12 protein-coding genes are annotated in these 14,310 nt (G+C 38.8%); 1 reads left to right on the top strand and 11 read right to left on the bottom strand.

From position 1 onward, the window contains the following. Positions 1-13: 13 nt before the first annotated feature. From uppS to AC3B6Y_RS07825, 8 genes are all read right to left on the bottom strand, one after another. On the bottom strand, positions 14-736 hold the full coding sequence (uppS, locus tag AC3B6Y_RS07860) for an undecaprenyl pyrophosphate synthase (protein WP_489790916.1): 723 nt from the start codon (positions 734-736) through the stop codon (positions 14-16). Positions 737-1,074: 338 nt separating this feature from the next. Beyond that, the gene (gene frr, locus AC3B6Y_RS07855; protein ID WP_489757543.1) at positions 1,075-1,632 is read right to left on the bottom strand and encodes a ribosome recycling factor; all 558 of its coding nucleotides are present in this window, start codon (positions 1,630-1,632) and stop codon (positions 1,075-1,077) included. After that, positions 1,632-2,357: a UMP kinase gene (pyrH, locus tag AC3B6Y_RS07850; protein WP_489757542.1), complete on the bottom strand. Its 726-nt coding sequence runs from the start codon at positions 2,355-2,357 to the stop codon at positions 1,632-1,634. Before pyrH ends, frr begins: the two co-directional genes overlap by 1 nt. Before the next feature lie 102 nt (positions 2,358-2,459). Further along, positions 2,460-3,338 carry a translation elongation factor Ts gene (tsf, locus tag AC3B6Y_RS07845; protein WP_489790915.1) on the bottom strand — a complete coding sequence of 293 codons (879 nt, stop codon included), beginning with the start codon at positions 3,336-3,338 and terminating at the stop codon, positions 2,460-2,462. Between the two features lie 156 nt (positions 3,339-3,494). Continuing rightward, entirely contained in the window at positions 3,495-4,283 is a 789-nt protein-coding gene (rpsB, locus tag AC3B6Y_RS07840) for a 30S ribosomal protein S2 (protein ID WP_489757540.1), read from the bottom strand. Positions 4,284-4,452: 169 nt separating this feature from the next. After that, a complete protein-coding gene (locus AC3B6Y_RS07835; protein WP_489790914.1) occupies positions 4,453-8,217 on the bottom strand; it encodes a BspA family leucine-rich repeat surface protein in 3,765 nt (1,254 codons plus the stop codon). Between the two features lie 360 nt (positions 8,218-8,577). Beyond that, complete coding sequence (locus tag AC3B6Y_RS07830; RefSeq protein WP_489769007.1) at positions 8,578-8,850, bottom strand: GIY-YIG nuclease family protein; 273 nt, start codon at positions 8,848-8,850, stop codon at positions 8,578-8,580. Further along, positions 8,843-9,568, bottom strand: a complete 726-nt coding sequence (locus AC3B6Y_RS07825) for a tRNA1(Val) (adenine(37)-N6)-methyltransferase (protein ID WP_489790913.1) — start codon at positions 9,566-9,568, stop codon at positions 8,843-8,845. The genes AC3B6Y_RS07830 and AC3B6Y_RS07825 overlap by 8 nt, the downstream gene beginning before the upstream one ends. A gap of 54 nt (positions 9,569-9,622) precedes the next feature. Between AC3B6Y_RS07825 and AC3B6Y_RS07820 the strand changes: the two genes are divergently transcribed. Beyond that, complete coding sequence (locus tag AC3B6Y_RS07820) at positions 9,623-10,252, top strand: lysophospholipid acyltransferase family protein (protein ID WP_489757536.1); 630 nt, start codon at positions 9,623-9,625, stop codon at positions 10,250-10,252. Between the two features lie 50 nt (positions 10,253-10,302). On the opposite strand, the gene AC3B6Y_RS07815 is transcribed toward AC3B6Y_RS07820, so the two are convergent. From AC3B6Y_RS07815 to AC3B6Y_RS07805, 3 genes are all read right to left on the bottom strand, one after another. Then, entirely contained in the window at positions 10,303-12,084 is a 1,782-nt protein-coding gene (locus AC3B6Y_RS07815; protein ID WP_489790912.1) for an ABC transporter ATP-binding protein, read from the bottom strand. Between the two features lie 12 nt (positions 12,085-12,096). Beyond that, positions 12,097-13,830 (bottom strand): ABC transporter ATP-binding protein, encoded by a 1,734-nt coding sequence (locus AC3B6Y_RS07810; RefSeq protein WP_489790911.1) that lies wholly within the window; start codon positions 13,828-13,830, stop codon positions 12,097-12,099. A gap of 177 nt (positions 13,831-14,007) precedes the next feature. Then, a complete protein-coding gene (locus AC3B6Y_RS07805) occupies positions 14,008-14,226 on the bottom strand; it encodes a YneF family protein (RefSeq protein WP_489757533.1) in 219 nt (72 codons plus the stop codon). Positions 14,227-14,310 lie beyond the last annotated feature (84 nt).

Raw genomic sequence — 14,310 nt, 5'->3', positions numbered from 1 at the left:
ATAAACTCCTAATCTATTGTTTTATGCCGCCATACCGCCGATCTCTTTGCCCAAAACTTAAGACATCACGCCGCAGATTTTGGGCACTATAATCAGGCCAATATTCATCCACGAAAACCAGTTCCGAATATGCTAATTCCCATAAGTAGAAATTAGATAACCGCTGTTCTCCACTGGTGCGAATCAACAGATCAGGTTCTTGCAAATCGGCTAATTGCGCAGTCATCAAATACTGACCAAACATTTTTTCATCTAGTTGATCTAACAACTCAGGATGTTCTTGAGCTTGGCGGCCAAATAATTTAACAGCATTAACAATATCACTTCTAGCGCCATAGTTAAATGCAAAATTCAAAATCATGCCCGTATTATTTTTGGTTTGGTCAATGGCTTTTAAGCAAACTTCGCGCGTTTTGGCAGGTAACTGTTCCACAAAACCTGTGATAAGCACCTTAACATTATTCCTCATCAAATCTGGCATGAATTTTCCAAAAAAATCAATTGGTAAATTCATTAAAAAGCGCACTTCCTTGGAAGGACGTTTCCAATTTTCAGTCGAAAAAGCGTAAACTGTCAAAGCAGAAATGCCCATTTGACTAGCAGCACTCGCTACTACTTGTAAATTATTCATTCCGGCGCGATGTCCCGCAATTCTTGGCAAGCCGCGTTTTTGTGCCCAACGCCCATTGCCATCCATAATAATTGCTACATGACGTGGTAGAACTTGATTAACCATTTTGAAAACTCCTAATAAAGTTTAAAGAGACTGGGGTAAAAGATCATTATACAGCTAATTCAACTAGGTTAAGATAGTTCAATGAAAAACCACTTAACCTATTGTATACTTCAAAGTCAATCCGGTTACTTTACTGACCAACCTTGGTTTCAGCCACCTAAGATCATTAATACCTTAAATAGTTAACAACTCCAACAAGAAGCGAGAACACAATAAGTTTTCGTCATTCAAGACGAAGTTTTACTTATTATAATGCGCCAAAACTCATGCAACTGCTAACCAATTCTTCCAGTCTCTTAATGTTCTAAACGAAGATATCTGATATCTTCCTCTATCGGTTAAAGAACTACTAATTCTTTGGATTTGTCATCAGTAATCTGCTCAATTTTTTTGATATTTTGATCAGTTACCTTTTGCACTTGATTTTCTAAATCATGCATTTCGTCATCAGTAATCTCATGATTTTTTTGTTGCTTTTTCAAAGAATCCATGGCTTCACGGCGAATATTGCGAACAGCCACTTTCGCATTTTCGGAAATTTTGCCAACTTCTTTGACTAATTCCTTGCGCCGTTCACCAGTTAATTGTGGAATTACCAAGCGAATCACATTGCCATCATTGGCTGGATTAATGCCAATATCAGAAGCTAACAAAGACTTTTCAATATCTTTTAACGCAGACTTATCAAACGGCGTAATCAAAATCACCCGAGCCTCCGGAATACTGATGGAAGCCACTTGGTTAATTGGCACTTCAGCGCCATAATATTCCACATTAATACCATTTAAAATACTAGCATTCGCCCGACCTGCGCGAATCTGACCGAGTTCGCGTTGCAAGGCATCGGCACTTTTTTGCATATGAGCTTGTGTTTGTTCAATAATTGTTTGGGTCATTAATTTTTGCCTCCTTGAATAGTCGTTCCAATACTTTCGCCTTGAACAACTCGTAAAATATTATCCGGTTCATTTAAGTTAAAGACCACTAACGGAATATCATTATCCATGGATAATGAGCTAGCCGTCGAATCCATCACACCAAGTTTTTTATTAATTACATCAAGTTGAGTCAATTCATTATATTTAACTGCTGAAGGATCTTTTTGCGGATCAGCGGAATAAACACCATCCACCCCGTTTTTCGCCATTAAAATCACATCGGCACCAATTTCGGCTGCCCGTAAAACTGAAGTCGTATCAGTCGAGAAATAAGGACTACCAGTTCCTGCTGAAAAGATGACCACGCGTTGCTTTTCTAAATGGCGAATGGCTTTGCGCCGGATATACGGCTCAGCAATTTGCCGCATTTCAATGGAAGTTTGAACCCGTGTGGGAACGCCGACTTTTTCTAAGCCATCTTGCAAAGCCAAACCATTCATCACGGTGGCTAACATTCCCATATAATCAGCTTGGGCGCGTTCCATTCCTAATTCAGCACCAGTTTCTCCACGCCAAATATTACCGCCACCACACACAATAGCAATTTGCACTCCGAGTGCATGAACTTTTTTAATTTGTTGAGCAATATTTGCAATTACCGGCGGATTAATGCCAAAACCATTTTGACCTGCTAAAGCTTCACCGCTTAATTTCAATACAATTCGTTGATATTTAACAGTCATCGTTAACTCCTTACAATTTTCTTCTAGGATTCATTTTACCATAACCAGTAATCAATACTGAATTTTACCTAAAATTAGCCAAAAAAAAAGCGCTGCGCGCTTTTATTTAATCTGACCCATAACTTCATCAACAAAATTATTCTCTTGCTTTTCAATTCCTTCGCCAACTTCATAACGAACAAATGAAACTAACTTGCCGCCCTTAGAAGCAACAAACTTAGCAACAGTTTGGTCAGGATCTTTGACAAAATCTTGATCGGCTAAACTAATTTCTGACAAGTACTTGTTCAAGCGACCTTCAACGATCTTTGGCACAATCTTTTCTGGCTTGCCTTCATTGATCGTTTCTTCAGTGTAAACTTGGCGTTCATGGTCAATGACATCAGCTGGTACTTGCGAACGATCCAAATATTCTGGATTAATCGCTGCTACGTGCATAGCAACATCATGTGTTGTTGCTTCATCAGCATCAGCAATCACTGTCAAAGCAGCTACTTGACCACCATTGTGTAAATAGGAGCCAAAACTTTCATTATCCTTTTTGGTAACTACTGTGAAGCGCCGCAGAGTGATTTTTTCACCAATCACGGCTGTTAAATTCGTAATGGCATCAGCAATACTGTTACCATCAGCCAACTTAATTTGGGAAGCGGCTGCTAAATCAGCAGGCTTTTGTTCCGCAATTGCACTCGCAATTTGGGAAACTAGGCCGGTAAATTTGTCATTGGAAGCCACAAAATCAGTTTCGGAATTAACTTCAATAATGGCGGCAGTATTACCTTGAATTTCAATCGCTGCTAAACCTTCGGCAGCAATCCGGTCACTCTTCTTGGCAGCCTTGGCAACACCTTTTTCACGTAATTCGTCAATCGCCTTTTGCATATCGCCATCAGCGGCAACTAAGGCTTTCTTAGCGTCCATCATACCAACACTTGTTCTATCACGTAATTCTTTAACTTGCGCAGCTGTAATTTTAGCCATCGTTATCCTCCTAACATTATACACACCAAAAGAAGCTGAATCGCAAAGCTTCATTATCTAAACACTTTCGCGGTTATCTTACCAAAGTCTCCCCATTTTCAAACGGCTAAACTTCAGTTACAGCTTCTTAAAATTACTTTATTCAATAAAATTTACTTATTTATCAGAATCTTCGACAACTTCTTCAATGGATTGTTCGCCATCATTGTCTTCACTTGCAGCGGCTTGCGCCATTTGTTCTTCTGGTAAATCAACGTTTTCTTCACCTTGACGACCTTCAATAATCGCATCAGCCATCTTGGAAGTAATCAAGCGAACGGCCCGAATAGCATCATCGTTAGATGGAATAATCACATCAATGTCATCTGGATCCGTGTTCGTATCAACCATCGCAACAACTGGAATGTTCAACTTTTGAGCTTCCCGAACGGCAATGATTTCTTTATGAGGATCAACCACAAACATTACATCAGGAATCCGTGGCATATCTTCAATACCGCCCAAGAATTTTTCTAATTTTTGTTCTTGTTTAACTAATAAAGCAGCTTCTTTTTTAGGTAAACGTTCGAATGTGCCGTCTTCAGACATCTTCTTGATTTCTTTCAAACGCTTAATCCGACTTTGGATCGTATCCCAGTTAGTTAAAGTTCCACCTAACCAACGATGGTTCACATAAAATTGACCAGCGCGGGTTGCTTCTTCAGCAATAGAGTCTTGAGCTTGCTTCTTAGTACCAACAAACAAGAAGACGCCATCATCAGCAGCAACATCTTTCATAAAGTTGTAAGCATCATCAATCATATGCACGGTCTTTTGTAGATCAATAATGTAGATACCGTTTCTTTGTGTAAAGATATACGGCTTCATCTTGGGGTTCCAACGCCGTGTTTGGTGTCCAAAATGAACACCGGCTTCTAATAATTGTTTCATTGATAAAACAGACATAATTCCATAACCTCCATGGTTTTTCCGCCGTCAACTTTAACTGATTTGTCACACCTTCGTGCACCAACAAATCAAAAATCAACGTGAGTATTTAATACAATCACTTATTATACTAAAGAACTAATTCACACGCAACTAATAAATTGGACACTAGCAATTACAAAGCAAATCACTGTAAAGAATTCTCTAATGACCACGTAACTGTGGCACTATAATTAGCAGCATGCACAGGATTAGCAGGATTGCGCAAGTCTAATTGAGGACCAGCAATTTGTTGTTGACTATTATTCCACCAATTATCTGAAATATTCGTCACAGCGTTGCCCGAACTATCAACGGGTGTGTTGTAATGAGCATAGCTATCAATCAGTGTTGGCACTTTGGTAATAGCTAAGCTACTATGATCAGGAGCTAAATACTGCAAAATATTCGTCAATGCCGTCGTGGAAGAACCGCCAGAATAATTGAAGTCGTCCTTCATTGCCAATGATAGTTGCCAACTCGGAGCCCCAGTATCATCATTGACCGCCAATTTTTGATCCAAAGCACTAGCTTTCAAAGCATAAACTTGTCGAGAAGTCTGGACAATTTTCTTACCAAAATCTAAATCATTAGGAACCTTCATGGTCATCGTCCCCGAACGATATTGCAAATTCATTTGATACGGCTGGAGTAACGGATTATCAGAGGTTACAATGGAAGGAAAAGTTGTGATCGGTGTCGACTGCAAAGTATAACGGTGATACTTAGTCTTAATTACTGGTGGGACATCAGCCGTAGGAATATCTGAGCCAACGGTTCCAACAACCGTTTGCGCTGGTTTAGAATGCCCTGCTTCATTAGTATCCAGAACGGGCGTCCCCGTACTTTGGTCTAAATAATTGATTTGCACCAAACTATTCTCCGCTACCTTCACGGTTGCTACGGAAGAAACTTGCGGATTTTCTGTCGTAAACTGCGCCCCACTATCAACTGCATAGAACTGGATTTGGTGACCGCCAGCTTTCGGGGTAGCTAACGTTTTTAAATCTGTCGGGTCAGTCAACGCTAGTTGCCAAGCAGCCCCAGAAGCTAAATCATCACCCGTTGCAGTTAGAGCCGAACCCACCGGTTGACAATTATTAGTGACCTCAGCAATGTTGGTAATTGGTGTCGTTGGATCAATTGCATAATATAATTGCACATTGTTACTGTCAGTATCCGCAACGGTTCCAGAAATATCCAATTCAGGTAGCATTGTTGTTTGTCGATAATCATGACAATAGTTCATGCTTAACGAAGTAGTCGCACTAGCACCCAATTTAATTAAAGGTTGTTGGTTAGTTAACTTGCTACGCCAAACTAGAGTCGTCTTAGCAGGACGCGCAGTACCTAAAAAGTCATTTAAATCATCAACGTTATCGTAAATGGCGCCATTAGGATGAAAGTCATCACTGCCAGTACCCACTTCTTGCCAACCATCTAAAGTCTGATAAGTCTTACCTGTTATAGCGTCAGTAAATTTAGAATTATTGCTAGGACAACTTAGATATGTGCTATAAGTGTCATGGCTATTGGTAACAGTTTTCCAAACGGCATCTGGGCCTAAAACTAATTTACGTAGTGAAGGAGTTTCAATAAAAATATCATTAAGCGACAAATAGTCTGTTAAATTTTGAGTTTGAAAATTACCCAAGTCCAAACTTGTTAAATTCAGACAATACTCAAACATATCAGACATATTTTTAACAGCGCCAGTATCAAAATTTGTTAAATTTAGATTCGTTAAGCCACTGCAATTAGCAAACATCGAAGACATATTAGTTACTTGTTTTGTATCAAAGTTGGTAATATCTAAATCTTTTAAGCCACTACAATAAGAAAACATCGAATACATATTTTTAACGGCGCCAGTATCAAAATTTGTTACATCCAAATTCGTTAAGCCACTACAATAAGAAAACATCGAATACATGTCGGTCACTTTAGCTGTCACAAAGTTCGTCACATCTAAATTCTTTAAACCTCTACAACCAGAAAACATCGAAGACATGTCGGTCACTTTAGCTGTCACAAAGTTCGTCACATCTAAATCTTTTAAGCCACTGCAACTAGAAAACATCGAAGACATACGTGTTACTTGTTTTGTATCAAAGTCGGTCACGTCTAAATCCGTTAAGCCACTGCAGCCAGAAAACATCGAAGACATATTAGTTACTTGTTTTGTATCAAAGTCGGTCACGTCTAAATCCTTTAAGCCGCTGCAACCAAAAAACATCGAAAACATATTAATTACTTGTTTTGTATCAAAGTTGGTCACGTCTAAATCCGTTAAGCCACTGCAATTTCTAAACATTGCAGACATATCGGTCACTTTAGCTGTCACAAAATGCGTCACATCTAAATCCGTTAAGCCACTGCAGCCAGAAAACATCGAAGACATATTAGTTACTTGTTTTGTATCAAAGTTGGTCACATCTAAATCCTTTAAGTCTCTACAACCAGCAAACATCCCAGACATACCACATAGCGAATCAGAATGAACATAAACTATATTATTCACTTGACTAGTGTCAAATTTGGTTACATCTAAATTTGTTAAGCTGATACATCTATCAAACATCTCAGACATATTATGAACATTCGCTGTATCAAAGGTGGTCACATTCAAACTTGTTAACCCCTCGCAATCTTCAAACATTTCCGACATATCTAACACATTGGCAGTACTAAAATTAGGATCTTGCGTAAAATCTAGTTTAGTCAAACTACTGCAAAAACTAAACATATTATTCATCGTTGTTACCTTTGTAGTATTCAGCTTAGTTATATTTAAATTTTTTAGTTGGGAACAGTGATAAAACATGGAAGACATATTTTGTACATTAGACGTATCAAAGGCCGTCAGATCAAGGCTAGTTAAATTTGAACAATAATCAAACATTTGACTCATATCAATAACATGACTTGTATCCCAACCAGTTAGGTTTAAATCAGTTAAACTTTCACAAAACAAAAACATAGAACTCATATCAGTTATGGAAGATGTATTAAAGTGACTTACATCTAAAACAGTAACATTTGCCGCGTATTCAAACATTCGACTCATATTAATAACCGAATCAGTATTAAAACTACTTACATCAATAGTCTTAGCACGACACTGGTAAAACATTAGAGACATATCAGTAACCTTATTCGTTACAAAATTTCTCAAATCTAAATCCGTCAACCGACTAGTATCATAAAACATTTTCGACATGTCCTTGACATTAGCAGTATCAAAGCGGGTCAAATTTAAACTTGTTAAATTTCTGCACTCCCGAAACATCGCAGGCATATTAATTACCTGACTCGTATTAAAGCTGGTCAAATCTAAATCTGTTAAAGAATAGTCATTATAAAACAATTCACTCATATCTGTCGCATTACTGGTATCCAAATTATTCAAGCCGGTAATTATCTTACAAGCAGTTAAATTGGCAAACACATAACCACTGTCTGTCGGCAGCTCTACGCCTGGTTCAATATCCACTTTTTGAATGTAAGCATGATAAGGTATCCAGTTCTCACCTGCATACATACTCCAAGAATAATCCACATCAGTGTACTCAGCACGAACTGCTAAGATTCCTGAATTAATCGTTAAAGTCCCATCTGTAGCTAAGGTCCATGAACAAGTACCTGCCATACCTGTCACTGGAGCAGTTAAGGTCATAAAATTACTAATGGACGGCTCGGCTTTTTTGATCGGTGCCGCTGACTTTTCATCTTTTTTCGGCTCTGTTTGCGTTAATGAACTAAAATTTTGCGGGTTAACCAAGAGATCATCACTTTTATGTATGACCGCAATCGGCTTCGTCGTCGATTGAACAGAATGAACTGTGTGTCGAGCGCCTCCGCCCGCAAATAACAAAGCAATTAATAACATTAGCAATTTAAATTGTTTATTCATCATAATCTCCATTGCTTAAACTCTCTACACAGATTTTGCCGTGAGCCTCCAACCACTCTGAACTACTTCCGATAACAGCGAATAATTAATAGCGCTTTCATTGAAGCTAGCAACAAGATCTACTGAACATCTTAATCAGTTAATTTCGAATAAATTATAGCATGCTCATTAAATGATAACTAGAATGATTTTTTTGTCATTAATTTAATGTTTAATTAATTTAAAAGATAGTTTTTCTTTTTTGTCAATTAATTTGGCCCTACTCCGCTTTTTAGCGAACAAAGAACTTTTTCGAGTAAATTACTATTTGCTTTTTAAATTAAAATTTCTCCATCAAAAATAAAAGCCAGCCGCTTGGTTTTATTTACCACTCAACTGACTATTTACACCTATTTTAATTAATTGCCATTTTTGTTGGCGCGTCAACTGTTTAATTTGCCATTCGCGCTTGGAAGCTTGGGAGCGATTGCCCACAACTTCTTGATACTTTAACTGAACAGGTCGGCGCGTTTTGGTATACTTCGCCCCTTTACCCGCATTATGCATTTGAATGCGGTGAGTGACATCATTCGAGATGCCCGTGTATAATGTACCATCAGCACATTGAACAATGTAGACACTATATTCATTCATTAACAAACTCCCGTAATTGTTGGGTGTAACTCCCATCTGAATTATACAAAACTAATCCCGGCCAAACTTTCAAGCCGTTCGTCCGCCGCGTTTTACGACATTTGATTAACACTAAGTTAGCCAAATCCCCTTGGTGCGGATAAACAAACAGTAATTCTTTCACAGGCAAGTGGTATTGCTGTAAGACTTGCTGCAATTCTAATAACCGATCTGGTCGATAAACAATATACAAACTGCCGTTATCTTTTAAAAGTTGACTGGCAACTTGTGCCAATAACTCTTGCGAAAAGAATAATTCGTGCCGCGCAATATTGTGCGAGCGCGATTTACCTAAAGTTGGCGTATCCTTCTTAGCAAAATACGGCGGATTGCAACTAATAACATCACAACTATCATGTTCCACATAATCTAAAGCGGCAGCAATATCTGTGTTAAATAAGTGTACGTTTTCTTGCAACTGATTTTTTTGAATCGACTGTTGCGCCAACTGCGCCAATGCTGTTTGCAATTCTAATAAATAAGTCGTTACTTGGTATTTCTTAGCTAGACACAAGCCAATAATGCCACTGCCACTACATAAATCCGCAACTACAACATGGGCATTGCGTATAGTAATCCAATTAGCTAATAAAACCGAGTCAATGGAACTGCGGTATAATTGGGTGTCTTGGATTAAATCTAAGTCAAATCCGGGAATTCGTTCGAAGGTTTTTGTCATCACATGTTTCCTTTTGCTATAATAAATTTGAAAATTAATATTTGAGGTAAAATTATGTTTTATAAATTTATGGTTCCAATTGTTCGCTTTATTGTCTGGTTGCTGAATGGTCACGTACGCTATGAAGGCCGGGAAAATTTACCGACCAATGAATCTTACATTATGGTGGCCCCACATCGTACCTGGTGGGAACCGCTCCTGTTTGCCTTAGCTGTTAGCCCTACTCCCTGTGCTTTTATGGCCAAAAAAGAATTATTTAAAAACTCGTTTTTAGCCTTTATTCTCAAGCACGCCAATGCGTTTCCGGTTGACCGCAAGCACCCGGGACCATCAACTATTAAAACACCTGTCAAAGATCTGAACAAGCGCAATCTCAGTTTGATTATGTTTCCCTCTGGCACCCGTTACTCCAGCCAATTAAAAGGCGGTGCGGTCTTAATTGCCAAATTGTCTAAGAAGCCACTAGTGCCAGTTGTCTACCAAGGTCCAGTCAAATTCACGGGCTTTTTAAAACGACAACGTTGTGTTATCAAATTTGGGGAACCTATCGCTATCCCACGGACTCTCAAAGTTAACGAAGAAAATACTGAACTCGTTAACCAACAAATGAGTCAAGCGTGGCAACAAATTGATCATTCTATCGATCCTCATTTTCAATACGTGCCCCCAGTTAAAAAGCAATAATTCTTGCAAAAAAATCTGTCAGCCTAATCAACCTGCTGGCAGATTTTTTATTATGACAAACTTTCACTCTCTTGTAATTGATACAACTCATAATAAGAACCGTGTTGTTTTAATAATTGCTCATGATTACCTCGTTCGACAATCCGCCCATGATCCAACACAATAATTTGCGTCGACTCTTTAATCGTTGACAGGCGGTGAGCAATCGCAATACTCGTGCGCCCCGCACGCAAATTCTTTAAGCCAGCTTGAATCTGCTCTTCCGTTTCCGTATCAATATTAGCAGTTGCTTCATCTAAAACTAAAATTGTCGGATCCGTCACTAATGTTCTGGCAAAGGACAATAATTGCCGCTGCCCAGCCGAGAGACTACTGGTCCCCGGCGTCACTTGAGTTTGATACTTTTGGGGCAATTGTTCAATAAATTCATCAGCATGAACTAATTGAGCGGCTTGTTTAATTTGTTGATCCGTAATTGCTTGATCAAATAAGCGAATATTCGAATTAATCGTCCCATAAAATAAATACGAGTCTTGTAAGACTAAGCCTATCTGGCGCCGAATTTGCTTTAGCGGTAAATGCCTCAGATCATAACCATCAATCAAGATTTGTCCCGAACCATATTCATAAAAGCGTAATAAAATATTGATCATCGTACTTTTACCGCTACCTGTTTGGCCTACAATTCCCAAACTCTCACCCGGCTGTAGTTTAAACGATACATCATGCAGAACTTCTGGCCCATTGGGATAAGCAAAACTCACGTGACGAAATTCCACCGCTCCTTGCGTAATAGTGCCACGATGAGGTAATAACTGTTGGGGACCATATTCTTGACTATCTAAGATTTTGAAGGCGCGCTTACCAGCAACTACTCCATCTTGGAAAAAGGATAAATTATCCATAAAATTAGTAATAGGATTGAAAAACTGACTCACATAAGTGGTAAACGCATATACTACACCAGCCTGCAAAATCCCAATATGATCTTTGAAACCTAGAAGCCCTAAAGCTGCAACTAATGCCAGTGTGTAGAGTAAATTGACAATTGGTGACAATAATAAGGAATTAATGCGGATCATGGATTGGCGCGCTTTCAAATATTGACTATTTGTCGTTTCAAATTCTTGTTGCGTCCGCTTTTGTTGGCGAAAATTTTGAATAATTTGAATGCCCTGAATAGTTTCACTGATTCGCGTATTAATTTCACTTAGTTTATTACGCATATACCGATAAGCCGCCAAACTATACTTATTATAAAGTTTAATCGTCAATAACAATAGCGGTACAAACGCTAAGACGACTAATGCGGTTACCCAATCAGTGACCCACATGGCAATAAAGGCCGCAATAATGGAGAAAACTCCGATCATCCCTGATAAAAAGACCTGCATAAAATCCGAAATGGACATTGTATCATTATTAACGCGTGACACAATCGCCCCGGGAACCACCCGATCAAAATAACTCATCCCTAGTTGGTGTAATTTAGCAAACAACGCCCGCCGCAAGTCTTCTAGCATATACTCACTGCCCATATTAAAGGCAAACGTCGTAACTAATTGCCCAATGGAGCGCAGAATTACCCCTAACAGGTAAAGTAAAGCACAACCAATAATGATAGTTTGCGTCAGAGTAGCCCGAGTCAAATAATGATCCATATAATATTGTAAGAATTTGGGCAACAAAATATTCATCGTTGATTGTAATGTCACTGCTAAGGCCGCAATGATAAACGACCAATAATGCTTGCCAGCAAATTTTAATAATCGCCATACAATCTGATGTTGTTCTTTGGCAGATATGACTTGTTTTTGTTTCACTTCAGACATTAATCTTAGCTCCTAATAATTCATTTGCTGCCGTCGCCACATGACTTGATACCAACCCGGTTGGTGTATGAGTTGTTGGTGCGTACCGCGTTGTTGGATTTGCCCCTGTTGTAAAACTAAAATTTCATCAGCGTCCATCACGCTCCGCAGACGCTGGGAAATAATAATTAACGATTGCTGCTGTGTCCGTAACTGTCGTAAATTGTGATTAATTTGCACCTCAGTTTTAGCATCCAGTGCGGAAGTAGCATCATCAAACACCAGAATCCGTGGCTGTCCTATCACCGCCCGAGCAATCGCTAAACGTTGTTGTTGACCACCAGACAGGTTAACACCCTTTTCACCAATTAAAGTTTGATAACCCGCACTTAGTTCTTGGATATCCGCATCAATCGCGCCGGCCAGTGCCGCTTTTTTGACTGCAGTTTGAGGACTGCGATCATTGCCAAAACGAATATTATCTTGCACTGTAGCCGAAAATAAAAAGCTCGTCTGGGGCACATAACCGATATTTTTTAATAAAGTATCTAAACTGTACTGGCGAATATCCACACCGCCCAAAGTAATTTGCCCTCGGTACTGATCAAACCGGCGTAACAAAAGTTTAATCAAAGTACTTTTACCGGAGCCAACCCGCCCCACAATGCCTAACGTCTGTCCAGGTAACAAGTCAAACTTAATTTTTTGTAATGAAGGAACGGCTCCGTCGGGATAAGTAAAACTCTGTAAATCAACTTGCAGTTGACCACCAGTTACTTGAGTCTGGCCTACATTGGAATCAATAATGGCTGATTTTTCGTTTAAGATCGCTTGAATGCGATCAAAACTCGCATTACCGCGTTCCAAAATATTGAACAAGCGCCCAATCGCAAACATCGGCCACACTAACGCATTGATATAACCCACAAAAGTGATTAATTGACCAATTGTAATCACCTGATTAAGGACTAAGTGTGAACCATAAATAATCGTAATCACATACGTCAAGCCCATGATTAAACCTGTTAAGGGATCAAACAAAGCATCAATAAAGTTCACCCGTCGATTAATCTGAATCGTCTGCTCAACCTTTTGGTCAAAATCGGCAATATCTTCGTGTTCTTGACCAAAAGTTTTAATGACTTTAATTCCGGTCATACTTTCCTGTGTTTTATTACTCAATTGTGAAAAAGCTGCTTGCGACTGAGCAAAGTGATAATGTAACTTGCTTCCTAAAACGCGCGCCATCATGGCTAACAACGGTAACGGCAAAACGGCAATTAACGTCAAACGCCAATCAACCAACCAAACCATCGCTACAATCGTTAAACCACCAGTAATGATCGAATCAGCTAAAGTTAAAATCCCTGAACCAGCAACATTTTGTACAGCCGAAATATCATTAGTCGCATGTGCCATCAGATCGCCAATGCGATGCCGCTTAAAAAAAGGGTCATCCATGTTCAAATAATGCCAGAATAAACGACTACGTAATTGGCGCTCTAATTGTGCCGCACCACCCCAAATTTCGCGGCGCCAACCAAACCGAAACAGATATTGCAAAAGCCCCGCACCTGCTACAATGAGTAACAACCAAATGGTTTTGGTCCAAGTCAACTGGTGTTGATTCACCCAATCTGAAAAGCGTCCAATCGCTTGGGGAATAATTAGATTCGTAATGGCTGTTAAAATCAGAAACATAATACCAATTAAATAATGCTTTTTTTGTTCTTTAAAAAACCAATTCAATTTTTTGAATATTGTCACAATAAAACCTCACGTTTGCACTTTATTAATTTATTTTAACTTTAACAAATATTTTTAATATTTCAACACAAAGAAAGCACTCATTCTAACTAGTAATAGTTAAAATCAGCGCTTTAGCTGTAATCATTGCTGTGATTATTTAGCAGAGCATTTGAAGTTTTAAATTAGTTGACTTCATTATGCTTTTTTGGATTGGTTTTTCATCATTTGCATCATTTGGTTTAATTTCTTTTGTGATGGTTTTTGACCCATTTGTGCCATCATTTGCCGCATCATATCTGGTGAAATAGGTGGGTTGTCTTGCAGATACTTCTTCATATAAGCACGTGCTCCGAAAAAGCCACCAACTAATCCGACAATCAACATTACTATTCCCACTAGAACTGTCACTAACATTATTCATCCACCCTTGACTTATCTTTTAAGATTTAACTAGCAATACTACAATAACAATAAATTTTTTAATATTTTGGAGCCGAG

The organism is Bombilactobacillus sp. ESL1092 (assembly GCF_058107465.1).
This window is presented reverse-complemented; position numbering and strand designations above follow the sequence as displayed.

Excerpts from the sequence above, each read along its gene's own strand:
- uppS (WP_489790916.1), bottom strand. The coding sequence starts at position 736 with ATGGTTAATCAAGTTCTACCACGTCATGTAGCAATTATTATGGATGGC.
- frr (WP_489757543.1), bottom strand. The coding sequence starts at position 1,632 with ATGACCCAAACAATTATTGAACAAACACAAGCTCATATGCAAAAAAGT.
- pyrH (WP_489757542.1), bottom strand. The coding sequence starts at position 2,357 with ATGACTGTTAAATATCAACGAATTGTATTGAAATTAAGCGGTGAAGCT.
- tsf (WP_489790915.1), bottom strand. The coding sequence starts at position 3,338 with ATGGCTAAAATTACAGCTGCGCAAGTTAAAGAATTACGTGATAGAACA.
- rpsB (WP_489757540.1), bottom strand. The coding sequence starts at position 4,283 with ATGTCTGTTTTATCAATGAAACAATTATTAGAAGCCGGTGTTCATTTT.
- AC3B6Y_RS07835 (WP_489790914.1), bottom strand. The coding sequence starts at position 8,217 with ATGAATAAACAATTTAAATTGCTAATGTTATTAATTGCTTTGTTATTT.
- AC3B6Y_RS07830 (WP_489769007.1), bottom strand. The coding sequence starts at position 8,850 with ATGAATGAATATAGTGTCTACATTGTTCAATGTGCTGATGGTACATTA.
- AC3B6Y_RS07825 (WP_489790913.1), bottom strand. The coding sequence starts at position 9,568 with ATGACAAAAACCTTCGAACGAATTCCCGGATTTGACTTAGATTTAATC.
- AC3B6Y_RS07820 (WP_489757536.1), top strand. The coding sequence starts at position 9,623 with ATGTTTTATAAATTTATGGTTCCAATTGTTCGCTTTATTGTCTGGTTG.
- AC3B6Y_RS07815 (WP_489790912.1), bottom strand. The coding sequence starts at position 12,084 with ATGTCTGAAGTGAAACAAAAACAAGTCATATCTGCCAAAGAACAACAT.
- AC3B6Y_RS07805 (WP_489757533.1), bottom strand. The coding sequence starts at position 14,226 with ATGTTAGTGACAGTTCTAGTGGGAATAGTAATGTTGATTGTCGGATTA.